Here is a 23,093-nt window from a genome sequence, read left to right as displayed (position 1 = left end):
GTTGGAGACAACCCCCATGAGCACCGCCACCACCACGGCCTCCACCACCACGACCGGCGCCACCGTCGAGTTCCGCAGCCTGCGCCGCGCCTTCGGCCCCACCACCGCGCTGGACGGCCTGGACCTCACCATCAACCCGGGCGAGCTGCTCGCCCTGCTGGGCCCCTCGGGCTGCGGGAAGACCACCGCGCTGCGCATCCTGGCCGGCTTCGAGACCCACGACTCCGGCCAGGTGCTGGTGGACGGCCAGGACATCACCCAGGTGCCGGCGCACCGCCGCGACGCCGGCATGGTCTTCCAGTCCTACAGCCTGTTCCCGCACCTGACCGCCGCCGACAACGTGGCCTTCGGCCTGCGGATGCGCGGCACCGGCAAGGCCGAACGCCGCAACCGCGCCCAGGAGTTGCTGGAGCTGGTCGGCCTGCCGCAGCACGCCGACCGCTACCCGCACCAGCTCTCCGGCGGCCAGCAGCAGCGCATCGCGCTGGCCCGTGCGCTGGCCCTGCAGCCGCGGGTGCTGCTGCTGGACGAGCCGCTCTCCGCGCTGGACGCCAAGGTCCGGCTCAACCTCCGGGACGAGATCCGGCGCCTGCAGCAGGAGTTGGGCATCACCACCCTGTTCGTCACGCACGACCAGGAGGAGGCGCTCTCGATGGCCGACCGGGTCGCCGTGCTGCGGGCCGGCCGGCTGGAGCAGTGCGCGGCGCCCGCCGAGCTGTACTCCCGCCCCGCCACCGCCTTCGTCGCGGAGTTCGTCGGCACCATGAGCCGCATCCCCTGCACCCGCGCGGGCTCCTCCGTGGAGCTGCTCGGCCGGACCTTCCCGGTGGACGGCGAGCTGCCCGCCGACGGTGAACTCGACGTCCTGGTGCGGCCGGAGAACGTCGGCCTGGTCTCGAACGACGCGGGCGCGGCGGTCGTGGTCGGCGCCTCGTTCCTGGGCAGCGCGACCCGGATCACCGTACGGTTGTCCGACGGCACCGAGATCAAGGCCGACCTGCCGACGGAGGCCGCCGCAGGCCTGCCGGTCGGCGGCAACGCCGACGTCACGCTGCCCGACCGCCCGGTGCTGGTCGACCGCCGCACCGCCTGATCCGTCTCTGCCGAAGGTACCGCCATGCCTGCCCTCTCGACCGACAACTCATCCACCGACGACGGGAGTTCACCCCGGAGCGAGCCGCTGCCCCGCCCGGCCGCCGTGCTGTTCGACATGGACGGCACGCTGGTCGACACCGAGGAGCTCTGGTGGCAGGCCGCCGTCGAGTGCGCCGCCGCGCTCGGCCTCACCCTCACCGAGGACGACCTGCCGGAGGTGCTCGGCCAGGCCGTCGAGCACACCGCCGCGCACCTGCACCGCCGCGCCTCCGGCACCTCCGGCGGCACCGGCCTGGCCGAGCTGACGGCCCGTCTGGACGAGGCCTTCGCCTCCCGGGTGGCCGCCGAGGTGGTCCCCCGCCCCGGCGCGCTCGACCTGCTGGGCCGCCTGCGGGCGGCCGAGGTCCCGATGGCCCTGGTCTCGGCCTCGCCGCGCCGGGTGATCGACCTGGTGCTGGCCACCCTGGGCCGGGACTGGTTCCGCACCGTGCTGGCCGCCGAGGACACCCCGCGCACCAAGCCCGCCCCGGACCCGTACCTGGCCGCCGCCGCCCGCCTCGGCCTGGCCCCGGCCGCCTGCGTGGCGGTCGAGGACACCCCGACCGGCGTGGCCTCCGCCCACGCGGCGGGCTGCGCGGTGCTGGCCGTCCCCTCCGCCGTGCCGATCCAGGCCTCCGACCGGGTCACCGTGCTGGACAGCCTGGTGCACGCGGACCTGCCGCTGCTGGCCTCGCTCACCGCGGCCGCGCCGGGCGACCGCTGATGCCGTACGTGCTGCTCGCCCTGGCCATCATCAGCGAGGTGGCGGCCACCAGCTGCCTCAAACTGACCGAGGGCTTCAGCAGGTTCTGGCCGAGTCTGGGGGTGGGGATCGGCTACGTGCTCTCCTTCGCCCTGCTCGGGAAGGCCCTGAAGCACATACCGGTCTCGGTCGCCTACGCCGTCTGGTCCGGGGCCGGGACCGCCGCGGTCGCGGGCATCGGCGTGGTCGCCTTCGGCGAGCAGCTCGGGAAGGCCCAGTGGCTCGGCCTGGTGCTGATCATCGTCGGCGTGGTGGTGCTCAACCTGCGCGGCAGCCACTGACGGACGGCCCCTCAGGGTCGTTCAGGACCTGGGTCCCGGAGCCCGGTACCCCGTCGGTATGACGACGGGGCGCCGGGCTCCTTCCGCGTGCCGACGACCGGCCCGCGTGCGGGGTGGTGACCTGGAGGGACCGGGGGCGACCGTGCTCCCCGCACCGGAGGAGACCACCCGTGCCCCTGACCCCGCTGCGCCGCGCCGCCGTCGTCGTCACCGCCACGGCCGGCCTGGCCCTGCTCGCCTCCGCCGCGCCCGCGCCGGCCCTTGCACCCCGACCCTCCGCCCCTTCGCTCCAGCGGCAGTTGGACGCCCTGGTCGGCGACCTGGGCGTGCCCGGGGCGCTGGCGGTCGCCCGGGACCGGAGCGGCCGGACCGAGAGCCGCACGGCCGGGGTGGGCGACCTGGCCACCGGCGCGCCGGTGCCGGCGGACGGTGCGATCCGGGTCGGCAGCAACACCAAGACCTTCGTCGCCGTCGCGGTGCTCCAACTCGTCGGCGAGCGCCGGATCGAGCTGGACCGCGACCTCGACCACTACCTCCCGGGCCTGGTCCGCGGCCCGGGCGGCGACGGGCGTCGGATCACGGTGCGCCAGCTGCTCCAGCAGACCAGCGGCCTGCCCAACTACAGCGCCCACCTGCCCGACGAGATCCGCCACTACGAGCCGGGCGAGCTGCTCGCGCTCGCGCTCGCCCACCCGGCCACCTCCGAGCCCGAGGAGCGCAGGTGGGCGTACAGCAACACCAACTACCTGCTGGCCGGCCTGGTGGTGGAGAAGGTGACGGGCCGGCCGCTGGCCGCGGAGCTGGACCGACGGATCATCCGCCCGCTCGGCCTGCGCCGCACCCACTTCCCCGCCCCCGGCGAGCTGACCATCGAGGGCCCGCACCCCAGGGGCTACTACCGGGAGTCGGCGGGCGAGCCCTTCGCCGACGTCACCGACATCGACCACTCCTGGGCCTGGGCGGCCGGCCAGCTGGTCTCCACCCCGTCCGAGCTGGACCGGTTCTTCTCCGCCCTGCTCAGGGGCGAACTCCTCGGTCCCCGCCAGCTGGAGGAGATGCGCACCTCCACCTCCGACGCCGCCGCCGTCTTCGGCCCGGGCGCCCGGTACGGCCTCGGCCTGGTCAGCCGGCCGCTCTCCTGCGGCGGCGTCTACTGGGGTCACGGCGGCAGCATCCCCGGCTACGAGAGCCGGGTCGGCGTCACCGAGCACGGGCGGCGGGCGGCCAGCGTCGCGGTGAACGAACAGCGGGGCGACGCCGGGCGCTCGCGGTTGGATGGCGTAGTGGACGCCGTACTGTGCGCGTACCCCCGCTGAGGTATTTCAACTCACTCTACTTGTACGGGAACTGACGGTACGTCACCCTCGGGGAACGGGGTGCCGGGGGCACGGAGCCCCCGGCCGGACGAGGGGGGGTTCGGATGTACGGACGGGTTCAGGCCTGCCGGTCGGCGGCGGCCGCGCTGCTGCTGGTGGGCGTCGTGGCGGGCGGTTCGCCCGCCCTGGCGGCCGAGCGGGAGGGCGCGGTGCTGCACGCCGGGGCGGCCGACGCGGTGCCGGGAAGCTACCTGGTGGTGCTCAAGGAGACGGCGTTCCAGGGGACTTCGGCCCCGGCACTGGCCTCCCGCTACGGCGGGCAGGTGAAGCGGAGCTTCGACTCCGCGCTGCACGGCTTCTCGGCGCGGCTGACCGACCGTCAGGCCCGGCGGCTGGCGGCCGACCCGGCGGTGGCGAGCGTGGCCCAGGACCGGCGGGTGAAGCTGGACGCCACCCAGACCTCGCCGCCCTCCTGGGGGCTCGACCGGATCGACCGGCACCGGCGGCCGCTCGACGACCGCTACGTCTCCCCGGACACCGGCGGGCGCGGGGTGACGGTCTACGTGGTCGACACGGGGGTGAACATCGAGCACCAGGACTTCGGGGGCCGGGCCCGGTACGGCTTCAACGCGATCGACGGCTCGGCGGTGGCCGACGACGGCAACGGCCACGGGACCCACGTCGCGGGCACCGCGGCGGGCAGCACCTACGGGGTGGCCAAGCAGGCCTCGGTGGTCGCGGTCCAGGTCCTCGACGAGAACGGCGAGGGGACGTACGAGCAGGTGATCGCCGGCGTCGACTGGGTGACCCGCAACGCGGTCAAGCCCGCCGTGGTGAACATGAGCCTCGGCGGCGACCCCGACGAGACGCTGGACGCCGCCGTCCGCGCCTCCATCGCCTCCGGGCTGACCTACACCGTCGCGGCGGGCAACCAGGGCATCGACGCCGCCGAGCACTCCCCCGCCCGGGTCTCCACCGCGATCACCGTCGGGGCGAGCGACATCGACGACCGGGCGGCCTGGTACTCCAACCACGGCCCGCTGGTGGACCTCTACGCCCCGGGCGACGAGATCGTCTCGGCCTCCAACGGCTACGACGAGGCCGAGGCGACGCTCTCCGGCACCTCGATGGCCGCCCCGCACGTGGCGGGCGCCGCCGCCCTCCACCTGGCCGGCCACCGCACCGCCACTCCCGCCCAGGTGGCCGCCGCCCTCACCTCCACGGCGACCTCCGGCTCCCTGCGCGACCTGGAGGAGGGCACCCCCGACCGCCTGCTCTACCTCGGCCCGCCCGCCACCACCGGCCCCCACCCCCGCTTCGCCAACCCGGCCGTCCGGCCGATCCCCGACCCGGGCGTCCTCGACTCCACCATCACCGTGACCGGCGTCCCGGGCCGGGCCCCCACCGAGCTGGACGTCGAACTCGACGTCACCCACGACTTCATGGGCGACCTCCTGATCGACCTGATCGCCCCGGACGGCACCCCCTACCGCCTCAAGGACGGCGACTTCGCCTGGGGCGACGACGCCATCCGGACCACCCTCGGCGCCGACGTCTCCTCCGAGACCGCCAACGGCGTCTGGACCCTGCGGATCACCGACCCGTGGGAGTACCTCGAAGGACAGTTGAACGGCTGGGCGCTGAAGTTCTGACGCCCCGTCCTCCGGCGCCCCGCCTACCGCGCTGCGGCCCCGGCCCGGCGGCGCAGCGCGAAGGCGGTGCCCGCACCGGCGGCGAGGACGAGGCCGGCACCGAGCACGAGGGTACGAGTGTGGTCCTCCGTCGCCGCCGGAGCCGGGTTGTCGGCCATGGTGGTGCGGATCCACGAGGCGTAGGCGGGGGCGCTGGTGTAGAGGCCCGGGCCGTCCTGGCAGGGGACCTTCGGGGCGCCCGGGCCCGAGGTGACGCCGACGAGCTCCCAGCGGTCGTCGCGGCCCTTCTGCAGCTGGGGGCCGCCGGAGTCCCCGGCACAGGCCATGGCCTTGGGCTTGGTGCTGACGGTGCACAGCCGGGTCGGGCCCGCGTAGCCGGGGGCGCACTCGGTCTCGGCGCCCAGGCGGGTGTCCAACTCCTGGAGCTGCTCCGGGAAGCGCCACTCCCCGAAGACCGTGGTCCCGAAGCCGAGCAGGCGCGTCGGGGTGCCGGCCGGGCCCGCCGCGTCGGCGATCCTGACGGGCTGTTCGCCGACCGGCCGGTCCAGCCGGACCAGGGCGATGTCGTCCTGGTTGGCTCCCTGGCCCTCGCCGTTGCGGTAGCCGGGGTGGACGAAGCTGCGGTCGATCGTCCGCACCGTGCCGCCCTCCTTGCGCCGGTCGCTGCCGATCCGCACCGTGCCGTCCAGCTCCAGCCCCTCGCCGGTCACGCAGTGGGCCGCCGTCAGCACCCACTGCCGGTCGATCAGCGAGGCTCCACAGTTGCCGTCGAGCAGCCCCAGGCTGGGTGCGGACTCCGGGATGGTCGCCATGAAGGGGTGACTCGCGGTGGCCGCACCACCGTTGACGATGGCGCCGGCGGTGCCCGCCAGGGCGGTGGCGCAGGCGAGGGCGGCGACGGCGCCCACGACGGCGGTGCGGACGGTGCGGCGGCGGGAGGGCTTCGGATGGAGCACGAATCGTTCCTTCTGTCCGGGAATCGGTACGTGCCCAGCCTCTCCGCCCAAGATCCACCGCACCACGGGGACAGCCCCTGGATCCGCGCTCCGGGCAGCCACCCGCGGCACGGTGGGGCTACCCCCCGGTCCGTCAGGAGCCGAGCCGGACCAGCATCTTGCCGGTGTTGGCGCCGTTCATCATGCCGAGGAAGGCGGCCGGGGCGTTCTCGATGCCCTCGGCCACGGTCTCGCGGCTGGTGAGGGTGCCGTCGGCCAGCCAGGCGGCGGCGCGCGGGACGTAGTCGGCGAAGCGGTCGAACCAGTGGGTGACCAGCATGCCGCGCAGGGTGGCCTGCTGGGCGGCGGCGCGGAACAGGTTGGCGGGGCCGGGCTGCGGGGTGGTGGCGTTGTAGGTGCTGATGGCGCCGACCAGGGCGATCCGGCCGTCGTGGCGGATCGAGGCGAGGGCGGCTTCGAGGTGGTCGCCGCCGACGTTGTCGAGGTAGACGTCGATGCCCTCGGGTGCGGCCTCGGCGAGTTGGGCGGCCACCGATCCGGCCCGGTAGTCGATGGCGGCGTCGAAGCCGAACTCGGTGAGCAGCTTCCCGGCCTTGACCGGGCCCCCGGCCGAGCCGATCACCCGGGAGGCGCCGAGCGCCCGGGCCAGCCCGCCGGCCACGCTGCCGACCGCGCCCGCCGCCCCGGAGACGAAGACCACGTCGCCGGGGCGGACCGGGGCGGTCTCGGTGAGCGCGATGTACGCGGTCAGCCCGGTGGCCCCCAGCACGCCCAAGTAGGCCTGGGCCGGGGCGAGTTCCGGATCGATGACGGTGACGGCGGCCTCGTCCAGCGCGGCGTGCTCGCGCCAGCCGAGGAAGTGCGACACGGTGGCGCCGACCGGCACCGCCGCGGCACGCGAGGCGATCACCTCGCCGACCGCACTGCCCTGGAGGGCCGCGCCGAGGGCGAACGGCGGGAGGTAGGACTCGACGTCGTCCATCCGGCCGCGCATGTACGGATCCACCGACATCCAGGTGTTGCGGACCAGGACCTGACCCTCCGCCAGGTCGGTGGAGAGCTCGACGGTGGCGAGGGAGAAGTGCTCGGGGCCGGGGGCGCCGACCGGGCGGGCGGCGAGGCGGATCTCACGGCTGGTGACGACGGTGCCGGCCTTGGCGGACATGGGGTGCTCCTCGGGGTCGCAAGGTTCCTGCTGACGGGGACCACTCTGCGGGCGGGGTGTTCGGGAACCGTTCGGGTCCGGTTCGGGGCGGGCCCGGGGCCCCGCCGGTGTTGATCATCTGCACTACGGTGGAGCCATGCGATTCGGGGTGCTGGGCGGGGTCGAGGTGCACACGGACGACGGACGGCCCGTCGCCGTGCCGGAGGCGAAGGTCCGCACCCTGCTGGCCGCCCTGCTCGCCGCCGACGGCCGCCCCGCCTCCGCCGAGCGCTTGGTCGACGCCCTCTGGCCGGAGGAGCCGCTGCCCGCCAACCCGGGGCGGGCGCTCCAGGCCAAGGTCTCCCAGCTGCGCCGGGCGCTGGAGGAGGCGGAACCGGGCGCCCGCGCCCTGGTCGAGGCCGTCCCCGCGGGTTACCGGCTGGCCGCGACCGCCCACGATGTCGCACGCTTCGGCGAACTGACCGGGCGGGCAAGGGAGTCGGCCGACCCTGGCGAGCAGCGGGCGCTGCTGGCCGAGGCGCTGGAGCTCTGGCGCGGCCCTGCCTTCGCGGGCTTCGAGGAACAGCCGTTCGCCCGCACCGCCGCCACCCGGCTGACCGAGCAGTGGCTCACCGCCCGGGAGGGGCTGGCCGAGGCCCGCCTGCGCCTCGGCGAGTACGCCGAACTGATCGCGGAGACCGCCGAGTTGATCGACAGCCGGCCGTTCCGGGAACGCCCGCGCGCGCTGCACTGGCGGGCGCTCCACCGCACCGGCCGGACGGCCGAGGCGCTGAACGGGTACCAGGAGTACCGCGAACTGCTGGCCGATCAGCTGGGCAGCGATCCGGGCCACGAACTCGCCTCCCTGCACCAGGAGTTGCTGCGACAGGACGATTCGGCGGCACCGGCACCGCCGGCCCCTCGGCGGCCGGGCGGCCTCCCGGCCGCGGTCACCGGACTGCTCGGGCGGGACGCCGACCTCGCCGGGATCCGGCGGCTGCTCGACGACGGACGGCTGGTGACGCTGACCGGCACCGGCGGCGTCGGCAAGACCCGGCTCGCGCTGGCCGCCGCCGAGCAGGCCCGGCACCGGTACCCGGACGGCGCGTGGCTGGTGGAGCTGGCCGGGCACGGCCCCGGCTCCGACCCGGGCGATCTGGTCTGCGCCGCCCTGGGCATCCGCGACGACGGCAGCTGGGGGCCCGCCCCGGGCCGCGGCACCACCCCGACCGAGCGGCTCGCCGGTGCTCTGCGCGGGCGGCGGACGCTCCTGGTGCTGGACAACTGCGAGCACCTGGTGGAGCCGGTGGCCCTGCTGGTCGGCACGCTGCTGCGGGCCGCACCCGGCCTGGTGGTGCTGACCACCAGTCAGGAGCCGCTGGCCGTGGACGGCGAGGCGCTCTGGACGGTCGGCCCGCTGGCCGAGCCGGACGCCGTGGCGCTCTTCACCGCCCGGGCCGCCGCCTCCGCCCCGGGCTTCGCCCCCGACCCGGCCGAGCGGGACGCCGTGGCGGCGATCTGCCGGCGGCTGGACGGCCTGCCCCTGGCCCTGGAGCTGGCCGCCACCCGGATCCGTGCGCTCGGCGCGGCGGAACTGCTGGCCCGGCTGGACGACCGCTTCCGGCTGCTCACCACCGGCCGGCGCGGCGCACCCGCCCGCCAGCAGACCCTGCGGGCCGTGATCGACTGGAGCTGGGGCCTGCTCGGCGAAGCCGAGCGGACCGTGCTGCGCCGCCTGGCCGTGCACGCCGAGGGGTGCACCCTGGACGCGGCCGAACGGGTCTGCGCCGGGGGCGCGGTGACGGAGGCCGAGGTGGTCGACGTCCTGGCTCGGCTGGTCGACCGCTCGCTGCTCACCGTCCGCACCGGTACCGACGGAGCGGTGCGCTACCGGCCCTACGAGTCGGTGGCCGCCTACGCCCTGGAACAGCTGGAACTGGCCGGGGAGTCGCAGGAGGTGCGGGCGCTGCACCGCGCGCACTACACCGAGCTGGCCGCCCGGGCCTCGGCCCGGCTGCGCGGGCCCGAGCAGCGCCACTGGCTGGACCGGCTCAGCACCGAGAGCGCCAATCTGACGGGCAGTCTGGACCAGGCCGTCCGGGCCGGGGACACCGGCCAGGCACTGCGGCTGGTCGACTCGCTGGCCTGGTGCTGGGTGCTGCGCGGACGGCTCGGCGAGCTGCGCCGGGCGCTCGACGCGGCCCTGGCACTGCCCGGCGGCGAGCCGCTCGACCGGGCCCGGGCCACCGCCTGGCAGGCCGGGACGGCGGTGCTCAGCGGCGCCACGGCGGACCGCTCCAGCCGGTACGCCGCCGCCCTCGCCGCCCACCGCCCCGCCCGGTCCGCCGGAGCCGACGGGAACGGGGGAAACGGCGGGAACGGCGGGAACGGCGGAGCCGACGGGAGCGACGGGGCCGGTGCGGGCGACGACGGGCTCGCGCTGGCCGAGGCGCGGTGGTTCCTCGGGCACGCGGTGAGCAGCATCGGCGACCTGGTGGCCGGCGAGGAGCTGACCGCGCTGGCCCTGGCCGATTTCGAACGGCTCGGCCACCGCTGGGGCACCGCCGCCGCGCTCGGTGACCGGTCGGTGCAGCTGCTGGCCCGCGGCGACCTGGAGGGCGTCCGGCTCCACGGCGAACGCAGCGCCGCCACCTTCCGCGAACTCGGCGACCGCTGGGGCGAGTTGCGCACCGTCTACCCGCTCGCCGCCCGGGCCGAGATCCTCGGGGACTACCCGCAGGCCGCCGAACGGCTACGGGACGGCCTGGGGATGGCGGAGGAGCTGGGGCTGGCCACCACCGCCGGGGACCTGATGGCCGGGCTCGGCCGGATCGCCCTGCTGACGGGCGACCTCGCCGGAGCCCGCGAACTGCACGGGCGGGCACTGCGCCGCAGCGCCGAGCACGACTTCCGGGCCGGTGAGGTCAACGCCCAGCTCGGCCTCGCCCTCGGCGCCCGCCGCGAGGGCGACCTGGACACCGCCGAGGGCCACCTGCTGGCCGTCCTGGCCTGGCACCGGGAGGCCGGCCTGGAGAGCGCCAACGCGCTGGTGCTGGCCGAGTTGGGCTACGTCGCCGAGCTGCGCGGAGACGCCGGGGCCGCCCGCGCCCACCACCTGGCCGGTCTGGCGGCCGCCCGCACCACCGGCGACCCGCGGGCCCTGGCCCTCGCCCTGGAGGGCCTGGCCGGGGCGGCGGCGCTCGCGGGGGCGGCCGAGCCGTCGGCGTACCGGCGGGCGGCCGTTCTGCTCGGCGCCGCGGCGGCCGCCCGCGCGGGGACCGGCGCGCCGCTGCCGAGGGCCGAACGCGCCGACGTCGACCGGATCACGGCGGCGGTCCGCACCGCCCTCGGCCCCGAGGCCTTCACCGCCGCCTTCGCGGAGGGCACCGGCCTGACACCGGATCAGGCGATCGCCGACTGATCCGGTGGCAGTGCGGCGAGGACCCGGGCGAGGTTGTGCTCGACGACGGCGAGCATGAACGCGCGGTCGGGGAAGTCGCCGTCGAGGAGCCGGAGCGGGCCGGCCACCAGGGAGAGGCTCATCGCCAGGTCGTAGAGCGCCAGCCGCTGCGGGTCGAGGCCCTCGGCGTGGAGGGCGGGGTAGTGCTCGGCGAAGCGCAGGCGGAGGAAGACGTGCTCCCACTCCAGGTCGAAGAACATCAGACCCTCGATGTCGATCAGCACCGGCTGCCCCCGGTGGTCCACCAGCACGTGGTCGGGGCCGAGTTCGCCGTGGACCAGCGCGTACCGCTCCCGGGGGCGGACCTCGGCGGCCAGCGCGTGCAGCTCGGCCTCGACCCGGTCGCGGACGGCGGCTGCCCGGGGGTCGCGGGCGGCCGCCTCGGCCAGGTCGGCGAGGGCCCGGTCGAGGACCAGCTGCTCGCAGGAACTGCCCTGGGAGCGGCCGCCGCCGTCGATCAGGGCGGCCTTGCCGAAGGCCGGGGCGGTCTGCCGCCGCATCAGCCGGAGGCTGTCGGCGAGGCGGGCCAGGACGGGTGCGGCGGCCTCCGGGTCCCGTTCGAGCAGGACCTCCAGGCTCTCGCCGGGGACGTCCTCGACCACGGCGAACTCGGCCGGATGGAGGGTCCTGGAGCGGTCCGCCGCCAGCAGGCCGGGCGTGCGCACCCCGAGGGCGGTCAGGTGGCGGTGGGCGGCCAGGAAGAGGTCGATGCCCGAGGCGTGCGCGAGCGGGCCCGCGTGGTCCTCGGTGGCGTCCGGCGTCGTCGGCCAGTAGTTCTCGGAGGCGTGCCAGAGGTAGGCGACGGCCGTGCCGCCGTCGTCGAGGCGGAGCCGGTAGACGCCCTTCTTGCTGCCGCCCCGCAGCCGCTCGACGCTCCGCAGCCGCCGCTCCGGCCCGAACACGGCCCGGGCCACCCCCGCCAACTGATCGACCGTCACGTCCTCGACCCTCTTCCTCCGGTGGGCAAGGGCGCGATTCTAGAGGAGCCCCGCCCCCGGAAAAGGGGATTTTCCGGCCGGGCACGGCGGCTACGCTCCGTCGGATGAGCGAGGACGCGCAGCTTCTGAACGTGGTCGACGTCGAGGCGACCTGCTGGGACGGGCAGCCGCCGCCCGGGGCGGTGAGCGAGATCATCGAGATCGGGCTGACGGTGGTGGACCTGGCCGCCCGGCGGCGGGTGGCGCGGCACCGGATCCTGGTGCGGCCGGCCCGGTCCGCGGTGAGCGCGTTCTGCACCGAACTGACCGGCCTGACCCAGGCGGAGGTCATGCGGGGGGTCGAATTCGCCGAGGCCTGCCGCCTGTTGGCCGCCGAGCACCTCAGCGGGCAGCGGGTCTGGGCGAGTTGGGGCGACTACGACCGGCACCAGTTCACCCGGCAGTGCCGGGCCGCCGGGGTGCGGTACCCGTTCGGGCACCGGCACGTGAACGCCAAGGCCGCCTTCACCGAGGCGTACGGGCTGCGCAAGCGGCCCGGAATGGCGCAGGCCCTGCAGCTCGCCGGGCTCCCCCTGGAGGGGCGCCACCACCGGGGCGAGGACGACGCGTGGAACATCGGGGCCCTGGTCCTGGAGGTGGCGGCCCGCGGCGACTGGCCGGTCGACGCGCCGCCGCCCTGGGCGTCCGGATCTGTCGGTGGGGCTGACTACCATCCGCCCCATGAGAGCTGACGCGACGTTCACCGTGAAGTCCTTCGTCCCGGCCGAGGTCACCCCGGCCTTCGAGGTCACCACCGGCGCCCCGGCCGGGGTCGCCACCATGGAGAAGCTCTTCGAGGGCGAGGCCGCGGGCCGCTCCGCGACGATCTTCACCTCCGCCTTCGACCACGCCACCGGCGTCGGCACCTACCTCGCCCTGGAGTCCTTCGAGGGCACCCTGCACGGCAGCGAGGGCACCTTCAACTTCGCCCACTCCGCCAGCACCACCGGCAGTGACCGGCTCTCCCCCTTCTTCGTCATCGTCCCCGGCAGCGGCACCGGAGCCCTCACCGGCATCACCGGCGCCGGCTCCCTCACCGTCGACCAGGACGGCACCCACCGCGTCACCTTCGAGTACGAGCTCGGCGGCGCAGGGGCCTGACGCCCGGCCGCCCTACTCCGGGACGACCGCGAAGGCTTCGATTCGGGCGGGACGGGCTGCCGGGCCCATCCTTCCCTGAGGGGTCGTCAATTCTGCCAGCGGGCCAGGGACTCCTTGACCGTCACCAGCACCGGGGAGCCGGCCGGCAGGATCGCGGCGGCCAGCGCGGCCAGCGGCCGGAGCAGGGCGAGGGCGGCCTCCCCGCCCTCGGTGGTGCCGACGGCGTCGGCGTGGGCGGTGCGGAGCTGGAGGGTGAGCAGGTCGGCCGGGCCGAGCACGGCCGCCGCGTCGGCCGCGATGGCGGCCAGCCGGGCGGCGGCCTGCGGCTGGTGCCAGGGCCGCCGGTACTGGCGGACGGCGAACTGCCGGGAGGCGAACCCGGCCCGGGCGCGCAGGCCGGTCGCGGTGAGCGCGGTGCCGTGGGCCGGATTGCGGGCCAGCGCCAGGTGGCCGCTGCCGTCCACGGCCCGCTGCATCGGCACGGGGGGCCGGTAGAGGCTCGGCACCGGGTCCGGCACCTGCGCCAGTTCGACCGCCAGGTGGTGGTGGATCAGGTCCAGCGGGAGGTCGGCGGGCCCGTCCGGGACGCCCTCGCGCAGCAGCCGCAGCAGCTCCTCGGCGAAGCGGGTGAGCCCGAGCTCCTCGTTGAGCAGGGCCCTGCGGTCCCGGTCCACGGCGGTGAGCAGGTGCAGGTCGGCGGCGGCCGGTTCGTCCAGCGCCAGACCGGCGAAGCAGCAGTCCAGCACCGCGATCCGGTGCGCCGCCCCCTGCCCCAACGCGGCCAGCGCCGCCTCGGCGGAGAGCGCGGTGCCCGGCACCCGCTCCGGGTCGTCCTCCGTCCCGGGCAGCGCCAGGTGCAGGCGGCCCTCCGCGCTGGTCACGCCGTGCCCCGCGAAGTAGAGCAGCACCGTCGAGCGGGCCCGGCCGGCCGCGTCGGCGATCCGGTCCAGCACCTCGCCGGGACTCCGGGGATCGGCCAGCCGCACCACCCGCTCGGGGGCGAAGCTGCCGTCCGGGCCGGCGAGGTGGTCGGCGAGCAGCTCCATCGAGGCCACCGCCTCGGGCATCGGCGGCAGCCCGGCGTAGGTGCCTACCGCGACCAGCACCGCCCAGGAGTCGGCACGGTCGGGTGTCAGGGTCCAGGAGGTCACCGGGCTGCCGCCCCGCGGGGAAGCCCTCGGCCCGGTCCAGGACTTCGTCCGTGCCGGGCGATCGTCACGACGGCGGAGTGGGCGGCACCGGCGGAACCGGCGGGGCCGGAGGCACGGGCGGGGTGGGCGGAGTGGGCGGGGCCGGCGGGGTGGGCGGCACCGGCGGAGTGGGCGGAGTGGGCGGCACCGGCGGGGTGGGCGGCTGTGGAGCCGCCGTTCCGGTCGGGGCGGTCACGGCGCTGCCGTACGTCATGCGATTCCCCCTGGCTGTCCGTCAGATCGCTTGCGAGGAGCACATGTTGGCATAGCGACAGGTCCTTGTCAGTGGTGCCGGAGGAACCGGGGTGACGGACGGGACCGGTTGGTGACGCCTGCCCCAGGTGTCCGGGACAGCGGGCCGCACAGCATGGAGGCCGGAACCGAACCGTGTCCCGAGGACCCGACGGAGGAGGAGAGGCATGCTGGCGAACCGGACCACCCCGGTCACCGGGTACTCCGACGAACTGATCGTCGCCGACCCCGGCGGCGGCGCCGACGTGCACGCGATGCACGGCGGCAGGAACGTCGCGCGGTGGAAGTGCCTGGCCCGCCGACGCGGCCTGTCCGGCACCTGGGAGGCGATCGAGATCTCCACCCTGCCGCCCGCCACCGAGTGCGGCGTGCACCACCACAGCCGGACCGAGGAGCTCTACTTCGTGGTCTCCGGCGAGGGCGAACTGCTGCTGGACGGCGTCCTGCACACCGTCGGCCCCGGCACCCTGATCACCAACCCGGTCGGCACCCGGCACCGGCTGAACAACCCGGGCGCCGTCGACCTGGACTGGATCGTCATCGAAGTCATCAGCCCACCGGTCGCCGCCGTGCTCACCGGCGACCCCGGCCACACCGGAAGGCCCCTCATGCGCACCGCCACCATCATCGACCTCGCGGCGGACGGCACCGCCGACCTCACCGCCCTGCTCAGCGGCCCGCTCCGGGAGGCCCGGCTGGTCACCCTCGGGCCCGGCCGGCAGGAGGAGCTCCGCTCGGACGACCGGGAGCACACCCTGTACGTGCTGGCCGGCACCGGACGGGCGCTCGCGGGAGCCACCGAGGTGCGGCTCGCTCCGGGGACGGCGGTGACGCTGCCGCTCGGAAGTGCGGTGACGCTCCGCTCGGACGGGCAGTCGCTGCGGTACTTCACCGCGAGCCTGGCCGTGCCGGACGCCGAGGACGGGCGACGGGCGACCGAACGGGGTGCGGCATGATCGTCTCGCGACCGGGGAACGCACCCCGGACCCTTCGGGGCAACACGGTACGGAGCACCGGGCGCTCGCTGGCCCGGCGGGGGTTCTTCCACAGCGAGACCGAGTCGGTGGACCACCTCGACCTCGCTCCCGGCAGCCGGATCGACGCCCGGGGGCGGGAGGGCACGGAGGAGATCTGGTTCGTCGTCAGCGGCGGCGGACGCCTCGTCGGCCCGGACGGCTCCACCCTCCCGCTGCGGCGCCACACCCTGGCCGTCTGCCCCCTCGACACCGGCGCCACCCTGCACGCCGGCCCCGACGGCCTCTCCGCCGTCCTCATCGCCGTCGTCCCGCCGGGCCTCACCGACGCCATGCCCATCCGCTACCCCGCCGGCGGCTAGCTGTAGTGGCCCGGCCCGGCAGGGCAGCCCCCAGGGGCGCGAGGAACTGCGCGACCAGCCGTGCACCGCCGTTCAGATCGCGGCACGTGCAACTCGCCCTCGTGGAGGCGATCTGACGGTGGTGGTCTTCCGCTTCGCGCAGTTCCTCGCGCCCCTGTTCCGCTTTGCGGCGGCTAGCGCAGGACGCGGGCGGAGAGGTAGTTGCGGCGGCCGAAGCGGGGTTCGTCGACGGCGGTGAGTTCGTCGACCTGGAAGCGGTAGAGGGCTGCGGCTCCGGCGCCGCTGAGGTACTGGCGGCGTAGGTCGGGGTCCTGTCCGAAGGACGGGTAGCGGCCCTGGTAGGCCGCGAAGGCGGCCTCCGCGTGGTGGCCCCAGGCCTCGCCGGCCCGGCCGGTGAACTGGATGCCGCGGAGCTGTTCGCCGAAGACCGGCGGCGGGAGGAAGACGGTGGCGGCGGCCCTGGCCTCCTCGGTGAGGTGGAGGCTGTGGCGGGTGGAGCGCTCGCTGACGAAGTAGAGGACCAGGTCCTCGTCGTAGGCGAAGAAGGCGAGGTTGGCGTGCGGGCCGCGCTCGGGGCCCGCGGTGGCCAGGGTGAGCACCATGCTCTCGGCCAGCAGCCCCTCGACCCCCTTGGCGAACTCGGCCGCCGGCCAGTCCCCCTGGGTCATCTCCAACCGGAACGTCACGGTTCTCCCCCTCCGCCGCGCTGCACGTGGACCGAGCCGGCCCGGAGCGTTCTGCCGGACCGGCTCACATGCTCTCCCCGCGGCCGCGGGCACACAAGGGGCCCGTCAGAGCGCTCCCGAGGGGACGGCGTGCGCCCCGGAGCCCGCGCCGAGCACGGGCCCGAGCGCCCCCGCGCGGGCGCGGGCGACCAGCGGGGCGGCCCGGGCGGCGAGCAGGGCGGGCGGGGCGGCCAGCAGGACGCCGACCGCGACCCCGGCCAGCACGTCGTGCGGGTAGTGGACGCCGACCCAGACCCGGGAGGCGGCCATCAGCAGCGCGGCCACCGCGCAGAGCCGGCCGAGCCCGCGCCAGGCGAGCCAGAGGGCGGTGGCCGAGGCGGCGGCGATCACCGCGTGGCTGCTCGGGAAGGACCAGTCGCCCGGCGGCGGGCACGCCTCCAGGGTCGGCGGCCCGGGTAGCTGCCGGCACGGCCTGACCTCCTCGACCAGACCCTTGAGGACCAGGTTCACCAGGTAGGCGGCGACCACCACCAGTGGTGCGGCCAGTACCCGGGCCATCACCGCCGGGCCCCGGCCCCGGGCGTGCCACCAGGCGCCGAGCATCAGCAGCGCGAACAGGGCGAGGCCGAACTCCGACCAGATCCGCACCAGTTCGTCCAGCCAGGGCGGGGCGGCGTGCGCCCAGCCGGTCACCGTGGAGTAGAGCCCCCCGTCGATCGCGCCGCCGTCGAACGCGAGCGGCACGGCGGTCATCTGAACATCCTTCGAACAAAACGGATCACACGGACAACTAGTACCAGAGCGGAGATGAAGAACGGATAACCGGTCAATCCCCCTCTTCCGGCAGATAGCGGCCGGTCCAAAGATTCCCCAACCCCACCAACGCCCCGGCTCCCGGCCTTAACCTGTCTCCGGTACACCAGTGGACCGACGTGGGCCCGACGGGGGAGGCACCGGTTGCAGGAGAGTCATCGAGCGGTCCCGCAGCCCCGCCGAGCCCCCGAACAGGCGGACCTGCCCGAGCGCTACGAGCGGGCCGTGGCCTCCTCCGCGCCGCCGTCGGACGGGCCCGGGGCGGGCCCCAGGCCCGAGATCGGCGACTCCTGGGACCGGCTGCGCCGACTCGGCCTCGACCCGGACCGCGGCCGGGAGGCCCGCCGGATCGGCCCCGCCGAACTGGAGCACCGCCGCCGCGAGACCCACCTCTCCGAGATCCTCCCGGTGCTGCGGGCGACGCTGCTGCTGCCCACCGGCTCCACCCCGCTGATCCTGGCCATCGCCGACGGCGAGGGCCACGTGCTCTGGCACGAGGGCGAGCGCCCGCTGCTGCGCACCGCCGACTCGATCGGCTTCGAGACCGGCGCCCGCTGGGTCGAGGACGAGGTCGGCACCAACGGGATCGGCCTGGCCCTGCGGGTCCGCCGCCCGGTCCAGGTGCACTCCGCCGAGCACTACCTGCGCAGCCACCACGGCTGGACCTGCGTGGCCGCCCCCGTGCACGACCCGCGCACCGGCCGGCTGCTCGGCGCCGTCAACCTCAGCGGCCCGGCCCGCTCGATGGCCCCCTACCTGCTCCAACTCGCTGCCACCGGCGCCCGGCTGGCCGAGGCCGAACTGAGGGCCCGTCAACTGGAGGCGCTGCACCGGCTGCGCACCGTGGCCACCCCGCTGCTGGCCCGGGTGGACCAGCCCGCCGTGGTGGTGGACAACGAGGGCTGGACGGCGGCCACCGTCGGCCTGGCCCCGGTGCCCCGGCTCCGTTTGCCCGCCGAGGGGCTCGGCGGCTCGCCCCGGGTCTGGCTGCCCACCCTGGGCGAGTGCGCGGTGGAGCCGCTGGCCGACGGTTGGCTGATCCGTCCCACCGCCGACCCCGGCCCGGACCATCCCGGCGACGGCTCCCTGATCACCCTGGACCTGCGCCGGGCGGCCCGGCCCGAGCTCACCGTGGAGGGCGCGGTCGGCCGCTGGTCGCACGGGCTCAGCCCGCGCCACGCGGAACTGCTGCTGCTGCTGGCGGTGCACCGGGAGGGGCTCAGCGCGGCCCGGCTCTCCGAGGCGCTCTTCGGCGACCCCTCCCGGACGGTCACCGTCCGGGCCGAGGTCTCCCGGCTGCGGCGCTACCTGGGCGGGCTGCTGGACCACCGCCCGTACCGGCTGACCCCGGCGGCCGAGGTGACGGTGCTCCGCCCGAGCGACCCGTACGACCTGCTGCCGACCTCCTCCGCCCCGGCCGTGCGCGAGGTCCGCTCGGGCCTGCTGCGCGGCACGCTGCGGCTGCCCGGCGAGGGGATCGGCGAGGTGCTCAGAACCCGTTGAGCAGCTCGGTGAGCTGACCGTCCGTCGGCCCGGCGAGCGCCTCCTCCTCGGCCGACACCACGGCGTAGGTGCGCTCCAGCCAGGCCTGCACCCGGGGCTTGGAGGCCTCCAGGAGCGCCCGCCCGTGCGGCGATTCGAGGGCCAGGTGCAGGGTCGAGCCGTGGCAGGGGCAGTACGCGGGCCAGAGCTTGACGTCGCCCTGCCCGCTCAGACCGGAGAGGCCGTCCCGGAGCAGCTCACGGGAGAACACCCAGTCCGCCTCGTCGGAGCGGCCGAGGTGGAAGGTGAGCAGCACCTCGTAGGGCCTCTCCGGGTCGTACCGGAAGCGGGTGCGCACCTCTCCCACCGAGTCCTCGTCGAGCGCGATCCGCAGCGTCAGGACCTCCTCCACCGGCCCCGGCACGACGTCGGGTCCGACCGCCTCGTCGCCCGTGGGGGTGGCGGCGAACGGCGGGTTCGAGGCGGCTGACAGCGGGTCGCGCGGCATGACGATATCTCCGAGGCGGCTGGGGTTCCGCCCAGCCTGCGGCAGCGGCGCCGCCCTTGCAACCGTTGCAAGGGGGTTGCAACAACGGCCCGCGGCCCCGGATCCGACTGCCGCGCACCGGGTCTGGCGGTCCGTCAGGTGCGCACTGGTAGTCTCAGCTGGCCCCGCCACGTGCCCTGCCCCGTACCCGGACCGCGACGAGCGGACGGGCCGCAGCGGCGGCGGGACGGGTCTTCGATGGTTCTGGGTCGGTGAGTCGGGAAGGAGGCGGGCCGGTTGCTCCGGGAGCTCCGCGAGAAGGACGGGACGGCGGCCGCCGCACGACACGACGGGCCGTCACGGCACGCGCGGCACGGACGGCCGAAGCCGGTCGGCGCGCGGTTCCGGCTGCCGGGCTTCCGCTTCTCCGGCGCGGCGATGGCGATGTCCACCGTGGTCGGCATCAGCGTGGCCACCACCTGGCTGGTCAGCGAGCAGCAGAGCGTCGGCCGGCTGCCCGGGGTCACCAACGTCGGCGCCAGCCCGCCGGTGCCCAGCCCCGACTCGGCCCCCGAGCCCTCCCGGGAGGGCACGCCCCCGCCGACGCCCAGCCCCTCCGCCACGGTGCCCGGCCCGCGGGCGCTCGGTGCCCGCACCCCGTCGGTGACCCACCCGGCCAGCCCGAGCCCGGTCCGTCCCCGGACGTCCTCGCCCACGCCGGCCGCCCCCACGACCGCCACCACCCCGGCGACCCCGGCCCCCGGGCCCTCGCTCTCGGCTCCGCCCGCGCCGTCGTCCTCACCGTCGCCCTCTCCCGGCGGCGGCGCGCCCGGCCCGGTCGGACCGGTACCGGTGGCGCCCACCCCCTCCCCGAAGCCGACCGAGGCGATGACCGGTCTGGCCGAGCGCACGCCGCTCGGCCAGACCGGCTCCCGGCACACCCTGACCCTGGCCGTCGGCGAGGACCTCACCGCCCTCCAGGTCGAGTTCCAGCTCGCCCGCCCGGAGTCGCTGCCCGGCACGCTGCCGTGGACCACGCTGCCCGGCGCCGTGGTGACGGTGCTCCAGGAGCGCGGCACCCTGGTCTACCGCTTCACCCTCCCGCCGGGCCTCGACGTCGCCCCGGGCAGCTACCTCTTCGCCGTCCACACCGTCGACCCCTCCGCCTCGGCGAGCCCCGGCCCCGCCCGCCCCGCCACGGAGACCTGGTCCGCCTCGGCCTTCAACCTCCGCCGCTCCACCGCCACCACCACCCGCGGCACCTTCGGCTGACGCCCCGGCAGGGCACTCCGCCCGGCAGGGCACTCCGCCCGGCAGGGCAGCTGCCCAGGGGCGCGAGGAACTGCGCGACCAGCCGTGCACCGCCGTTCAGATCGCGGCACGTGCAACTGTCTCTCGTGGAGGCGATCTGACGGTGGTGGTCTTCCGCCTCGCGCAGTTCCTCGCGCCCCTGGGTAGCTGCCCTTCCGGGCCGAGCCAACCAACGGGCAGGTCGCGCCCACGCGGCGGAGCCGCACATCAGCAGAGCCTCGCGCCCCTGGGGCGCTGCCCTGCCGGGCGGAGTGCCCTGGCGGGTGGCCTCAGCTGCGGATGCGGGTGGCCCGGGTGAGGTCGTCGATCTGGTCGGCCAGGGTGCGGCGCAGTCCGGGTGTCAGGTCGTCGCCGGCCAGGGCGGCCTCGGCCAGGGCGAGGGTCTCCGGGGTGGACCAGCCGGTCGGGAAGAGGACGGAGCCGAGGACGCGCGAGACGGTTTCGCCGCGCTCGCCGGCCGCCGGTACCTCCGCGAAGTACCGTTCCACGTAGGGCCGTTGAAGCTCCTCACCGCCCGACTGCCAGAAGCCCTGGGCCACTGCGGTGAGCAGCGCGTTCGACAGCCCGCTCTCGCCGAACAGCACCCCCCACGCGGCCTCCTTCGCCTCGGCCCCCGGCAGCGCGGCCCGCGCCCGGGCCGCCCCCTCGGCGGCGGTCACCCCGGGGTCGGCCGCCAGCTCGGCCGCGATCCGCTCCTCGCCGATCACGCCGCGCGCGGCGAGCCGTACCAGCGCTGCCCACCGCAGCTCCGCGCTGAGCTCGATGCCGAAGGCACCGCCGGCGAGCCACCCCTCCAGCTCGGCCGACTCCCGCTCGCCGGTGGCGTTGTCGACGGCGGCCCGCAGCGCGGCCAGCCGCAGGCCCTGCTCCACGTCCTGACGGGCCAGCAGCTCCCGGGCGGCGGCCGCCAGCCGGGCCTGGGCGGCGGTCCGCTCCGCCGGCGGCAGGTAGGCGAGCATCTTGGTGCGGGCGAAGGTGAGGACCGCCTCCACGATGGCGTCCGCCGTCTCGCCGGGCAGGTGCGCGGCGACCAGGTCGAGGTACCCGGAGGGCGTCAGCTCGCCGTCGCGGACCAGGTCGCGGGCGTGCTCCCAGAGCACCGCGCGGACCAGCTCGTCCTGGAAGAGCGAGAGCTTCTCGGTGACGGTCCGCCAGGAGGCCTCGTCCAGCCGGATCTTGGCCCAGGACAGGTCGCCGTGGTTGGGCAGCAGCAGCGCGGGGCGGGGCGCCCCGGCCAGCTGCGGCAGCGGAGCGGGGGTGCCGGGCTCCAGCTCGACCCCGAAGGACTCCCGGAGCACCGGCCTCCCGTCCGCGTCCAGGTCGAAGACGCCGACGCCGACCAGGTGCGGGCGGCTGCCGTCCGGCACCAGCTCGGCGGAGACGACGGTGTCGCCGTCGTACGCGACCGACAGCCGCAGGGTGTCGACGCCGGAGGTGCGCAGCCAGCGCTCGGCCCAGCCGCGGACGTCCCGGCCGCTGGTCTCGCTCAACACGTCCAGGAACTCGGCGAGTTCGGCGTTTCCGAAGCGGTGCCGGGCGAAGTGCTCGTTGATCCCGGCGAAGAAGGCCTCGTCGCCGAGCCAGGCGACCAGCTGGCGCAGCGCGGCGGCGCCCTTGGCGTAGGAGATGCCGTCGAAGTTGCCCATCGCCTCGGCGACGCTCTCCAGGCCCTCGGCGGCGATCGGGTGGGTGGTGGAGCGCTGGTCGGCGTCGTAGCCCCAGCCCTTGCGCTTGATCGCGAAGCCGCTCCAGGCGCCGCGGAAGCGGGTCACCTCGTCGGTGATCCGGAAGCCGAGGTACTCGGCGAAGGACTCGTTCAGCCAGATGTCGTCCCACCAGCGGAGGGTGACCAGGTCGCCGAACCACATGTGGGCCATCTCGTGCGCCACCACCATGGCGCGGAAGGTGCGCTCCACCTCGGTGGGGGCCGAGTGGAAGAGCATCTGCTCGGCGAAGACCACGCAGCCCGGGTTCTCCATCGCGCCCCAGTTGAACTCGGGCACGAACGCCTGGTCGTAGTCGCCGAACGGGTAGCGCTCGTCGAAGAGCTCGTGCAGCCGGTCGAAGGACTGCCGGGTGACCTCGAACAGCTCCTCGGCCTCGCGGTCCAGGTCGGCGGCGAGCGCCTTGCGGCCGTGCAGGCCGAGCCGGATGCCGTCGTGCTCGGAGTGCACCGAGTGCAGCGGGCCCGCCACCACGGTGAACAGGTAGGTGGAGAACGGCTTGGTCGGCTCGAACTCCCAGCGGCCCTCGGCCACCTGCTTGCCGGTGCCGTTGCCGAGCACCGTCCAGCCGGCCGGGACGGTGGCGGAGAGGGTGAAGGCCGCCTTGAGGTCGGGCTGGTCGAAGCAGGGGAAGGCGAGCGGGGCCAGGTCGGGGCCGCAGCTCGCGTAGAGGTAGACCGAGCCGTCGGCCGGGTCGACGTAGCGGTGCAGGCCCTCACCGGTGGAGGAGTAGCGCTGGTCGGTGACCAGCAGCAGCTCGTTCTCGGCGAGCAGACCGGTCAGCGGCAGGCGGTGGTCCGCCACGGCGGCCGGGTCCAGCTCGGTGCCGTTGAGCACCGCGCGGTGCAGGACCTCGGGCCGCAGGTCGAGGAAGGTCCCGGCACCGGGCTCGGTGCAGGCGAAGCGGATGGTCGTCGTGCAGCCGTAGACCGTCTCGCCGCGGGTCAGGTCCAGGTCGAGGGTGTAGCCGTGGACCTGGAGGAGTCGGGCACGGGTGCGCGCCTCGGAACGTTGTAGGGCTGGCATGT

General features: G+C 75.5%; 20 protein-coding genes. 12 read left to right on the top strand and 8 right to left on the bottom strand.

The features are described 5' to 3' along the window. Positions 1 to 16 precede the first annotated feature (16 nt). The 5 genes from ACWCYY_RS17425 (at position 17) to ACWCYY_RS17405 (ending at position 5,146) form a co-directional block, all read left to right on the top strand. Positions 17 to 1,093 carry an ABC transporter ATP-binding protein gene (locus ACWCYY_RS17425; RefSeq protein ID WP_449796514.1) on the top strand — a complete coding sequence of 359 codons (1,077 nt, stop codon included), beginning with the start codon at positions 17 to 19 and terminating at the stop codon, positions 1,091 to 1,093. Positions 1,094 to 1,117: 24 nt separating this feature from the next. Next, positions 1,118 to 1,858, top strand: coding sequence for an HAD family hydrolase (locus tag ACWCYY_RS17420; RefSeq protein ID WP_449796513.1), 741 nt, complete (start codon positions 1,118 to 1,120; stop codon positions 1,856 to 1,858). Further along, positions 1,858 to 2,178: a DMT family transporter gene (locus tag ACWCYY_RS17415; RefSeq protein WP_345281195.1), complete on the top strand. Its 321-nt coding sequence runs from the start codon at positions 1,858 to 1,860 to the stop codon at positions 2,176 to 2,178. Before ACWCYY_RS17420 ends, ACWCYY_RS17415 begins: the two co-directional genes overlap by 1 nt. A 170-nt stretch (positions 2,179 to 2,348) precedes the next feature. Then, complete coding sequence (locus ACWCYY_RS17410) at positions 2,349 to 3,494, top strand: serine hydrolase domain-containing protein (RefSeq protein WP_449796512.1); 1,146 nt, start codon at positions 2,349 to 2,351, stop codon at positions 3,492 to 3,494. Between the two features lie 104 nt (positions 3,495 to 3,598). Further along, a complete protein-coding gene (locus tag ACWCYY_RS17405; RefSeq protein ID WP_449796511.1) occupies positions 3,599 to 5,146 on the top strand; it encodes a S8 family peptidase in 1,548 nt (515 codons plus the stop codon). A 23-nt stretch (positions 5,147 to 5,169) separates the two neighbouring features. Here ACWCYY_RS17405 and ACWCYY_RS17400 read toward each other — a convergent pair whose 3' ends face one another. Beyond that, positions 5,170 to 6,102, bottom strand: a complete 933-nt coding sequence (locus ACWCYY_RS17400) for a S1 family peptidase (RefSeq protein ID WP_449796510.1) — start codon at positions 6,100 to 6,102, stop codon at positions 5,170 to 5,172. A 133-nt stretch (positions 6,103 to 6,235) separates the two neighbouring features. Then, positions 6,236 to 7,267 (bottom strand): NADP-dependent oxidoreductase, encoded by a 1,032-nt coding sequence (locus ACWCYY_RS17395; protein ID WP_449796509.1) that lies wholly within the window; start codon positions 7,265 to 7,267, stop codon positions 6,236 to 6,238. 136 nt (positions 7,268 to 7,403) lie between these two features. Here ACWCYY_RS17395 and ACWCYY_RS17390 point away from each other — a divergent pair, with 136 nt between their 5' ends. Next, entirely contained in the window at positions 7,404 to 10,667 is a 3,264-nt protein-coding gene (locus tag ACWCYY_RS17390) for a BTAD domain-containing putative transcriptional regulator (RefSeq protein ID WP_449796508.1), read from the top strand. On the opposite strand, the gene ACWCYY_RS17385 is transcribed toward ACWCYY_RS17390, so the two are convergent. After that, on the bottom strand, positions 10,649 to 11,644 hold the full coding sequence (locus tag ACWCYY_RS17385; protein ID WP_449796507.1) for a phosphotransferase family protein: 996 nt from the start codon (positions 11,642 to 11,644) through the stop codon (positions 10,649 to 10,651). The genes ACWCYY_RS17390 and ACWCYY_RS17385 overlap by 19 nt on opposite strands. A 104-nt stretch (positions 11,645 to 11,748) precedes the next feature. Between ACWCYY_RS17385 and ACWCYY_RS17380 the strand changes: the two genes are divergently transcribed. Next, a complete protein-coding gene (locus ACWCYY_RS17380) occupies positions 11,749 to 12,375 on the top strand; it encodes an exonuclease domain-containing protein (protein WP_449796506.1) in 627 nt (208 codons plus the stop codon). After that, positions 12,365 to 12,784 (top strand): DUF3224 domain-containing protein, encoded by a 420-nt coding sequence (locus tag ACWCYY_RS17375; RefSeq protein ID WP_449796505.1) that lies wholly within the window; start codon positions 12,365 to 12,367, stop codon positions 12,782 to 12,784. The genes ACWCYY_RS17380 and ACWCYY_RS17375 overlap by 11 nt, the downstream gene beginning before the upstream one ends. Before the next feature lie 86 nt (positions 12,785 to 12,870). Here ACWCYY_RS17375 and ACWCYY_RS17370 read toward each other — a convergent pair whose 3' ends face one another. Next, complete coding sequence (locus ACWCYY_RS17370; protein WP_449796504.1) at positions 12,871 to 13,935, bottom strand: caspase, EACC1-associated type; 1,065 nt, start codon at positions 13,933 to 13,935, stop codon at positions 12,871 to 12,873. A 458-nt stretch (positions 13,936 to 14,393) separates the two neighbouring features. Here ACWCYY_RS17370 and ACWCYY_RS17365 point away from each other — a divergent pair, with 458 nt between their 5' ends. Continuing rightward, complete coding sequence (locus tag ACWCYY_RS17365; protein ID WP_449796503.1) at positions 14,394 to 15,182, top strand: cupin domain-containing protein; 789 nt, start codon at positions 14,394 to 14,396, stop codon at positions 15,180 to 15,182. Next, a complete protein-coding gene (locus ACWCYY_RS17360) occupies positions 15,179 to 15,562 on the top strand; it encodes a hypothetical protein (protein WP_345281171.1) in 384 nt (127 codons plus the stop codon). Before ACWCYY_RS17365 ends, ACWCYY_RS17360 begins: the two co-directional genes overlap by 4 nt. Positions 15,563 to 15,735: 173 nt before the next feature. On the opposite strand, the gene ACWCYY_RS17355 is transcribed toward ACWCYY_RS17360, so the two are convergent. Together ACWCYY_RS17355 and ACWCYY_RS17350 are read right to left on the bottom strand one after the other, a co-directional pair. Continuing rightward, positions 15,736 to 16,248: a pyridoxamine 5'-phosphate oxidase family protein gene (locus ACWCYY_RS17355; RefSeq protein ID WP_345281169.1), complete on the bottom strand. Its 513-nt coding sequence runs from the start codon at positions 16,246 to 16,248 to the stop codon at positions 15,736 to 15,738. Between the two features lie 105 nt (positions 16,249 to 16,353). Beyond that, a complete protein-coding gene (locus ACWCYY_RS17350) occupies positions 16,354 to 17,001 on the bottom strand; it encodes a phosphatase PAP2 family protein (protein WP_449796502.1) in 648 nt (215 codons plus the stop codon). A gap of 204 nt (positions 17,002 to 17,205) precedes the next feature. Here ACWCYY_RS17350 and ACWCYY_RS17345 point away from each other — a divergent pair, with 204 nt between their 5' ends. Further along, positions 17,206 to 18,564, top strand: a complete 1,359-nt coding sequence (locus ACWCYY_RS17345) for a GAF domain-containing protein (protein WP_449796501.1) — start codon at positions 17,206 to 17,208, stop codon at positions 18,562 to 18,564. Here the strand turns inward: ACWCYY_RS17345 and ACWCYY_RS17340 are convergent. Next, positions 18,551 to 19,051, bottom strand: coding sequence for an SsgA family sporulation/cell division regulator (locus ACWCYY_RS17340; RefSeq protein WP_345281164.1), 501 nt, complete (start codon positions 19,049 to 19,051; stop codon positions 18,551 to 18,553). The two genes, ACWCYY_RS17345 and ACWCYY_RS17340, sit on opposite strands and share 14 nt — an antisense overlap. Positions 19,052 to 19,327: 276 nt before the next feature. On the opposite strand from ACWCYY_RS17340, the gene ACWCYY_RS17335 reads away from it, so the two are divergent. After that, positions 19,328 to 20,302, top strand: coding sequence for a hypothetical protein (locus tag ACWCYY_RS17335; protein WP_449796500.1), 975 nt, complete (start codon positions 19,328 to 19,330; stop codon positions 20,300 to 20,302). Positions 20,303 to 20,610: 308 nt separating this feature from the next. Here ACWCYY_RS17335 and pepN read toward each other — a convergent pair whose 3' ends face one another. Next, positions 20,611 to 23,091 carry an aminopeptidase N gene (pepN, locus tag ACWCYY_RS17330; RefSeq protein ID WP_449796499.1) on the bottom strand — a complete coding sequence of 827 codons (2,481 nt, stop codon included), beginning with the start codon at positions 23,089 to 23,091 and terminating at the stop codon, positions 20,611 to 20,613. Positions 23,092 to 23,093 lie beyond the last annotated feature (2 nt).

The sequence above is a fragment of the Kitasatospora sp. NPDC001664 genome (genome assembly GCF_053596675.1).
The sequence above is the reverse complement of the archived record's forward strand: the minus strand, read 5'-3'. Positions and strand labels throughout refer to the sequence as shown.

Coding starts and splice junctions, on each gene's coding strand:
- ACWCYY_RS17395 (WP_449796509.1), bottom strand. CDS start 7,267: ATGTCCGCCAAGGCCGGCACCGTCGTCACCAGCCGTGAGATCCGCCTC.
- ACWCYY_RS17390 (WP_449796508.1), top strand. CDS start 7,404: ATGCGATTCGGGGTGCTGGGCGGGGTCGAGGTGCACACGGACGACGGA.
- ACWCYY_RS17420 (WP_449796513.1), top strand. CDS start 1,118: ATGCCTGCCCTCTCGACCGACAACTCATCCACCGACGACGGGAGTTCA.
- ACWCYY_RS17365 (WP_449796503.1), top strand. CDS start 14,394: ATGCTGGCGAACCGGACCACCCCGGTCACCGGGTACTCCGACGAACTG.
- ACWCYY_RS17340 (WP_345281164.1), bottom strand. CDS start 19,051: ATGCCGCGCGACCCGCTGTCAGCCGCCTCGAACCCGCCGTTCGCCGCC.
- ACWCYY_RS17425 (WP_449796514.1), top strand. CDS start 17: ATGAGCACCGCCACCACCACGGCCTCCACCACCACGACCGGCGCCACC.
- ACWCYY_RS17405 (WP_449796511.1), top strand. CDS start 3,599: ATGTACGGACGGGTTCAGGCCTGCCGGTCGGCGGCGGCCGCGCTGCTG.
- ACWCYY_RS17350 (WP_449796502.1), bottom strand. CDS start 17,001: ATGACCGCCGTGCCGCTCGCGTTCGACGGCGGCGCGATCGACGGGGGG.
- ACWCYY_RS17360 (WP_345281171.1), top strand. CDS start 15,179: ATGATCGTCTCGCGACCGGGGAACGCACCCCGGACCCTTCGGGGCAAC.
- ACWCYY_RS17375 (WP_449796505.1), top strand. CDS start 12,365: ATGAGAGCTGACGCGACGTTCACCGTGAAGTCCTTCGTCCCGGCCGAG.
- ACWCYY_RS17380 (WP_449796506.1), top strand. CDS start 11,749: ATGAGCGAGGACGCGCAGCTTCTGAACGTGGTCGACGTCGAGGCGACC.
- pepN (WP_449796499.1), bottom strand. CDS start 23,091: ATGCCAGCCCTACAACGTTCCGAGGCGCGCACCCGTGCCCGACTCCTC.
- ACWCYY_RS17415 (WP_345281195.1), top strand. CDS start 1,858: ATGCCGTACGTGCTGCTCGCCCTGGCCATCATCAGCGAGGTGGCGGCC.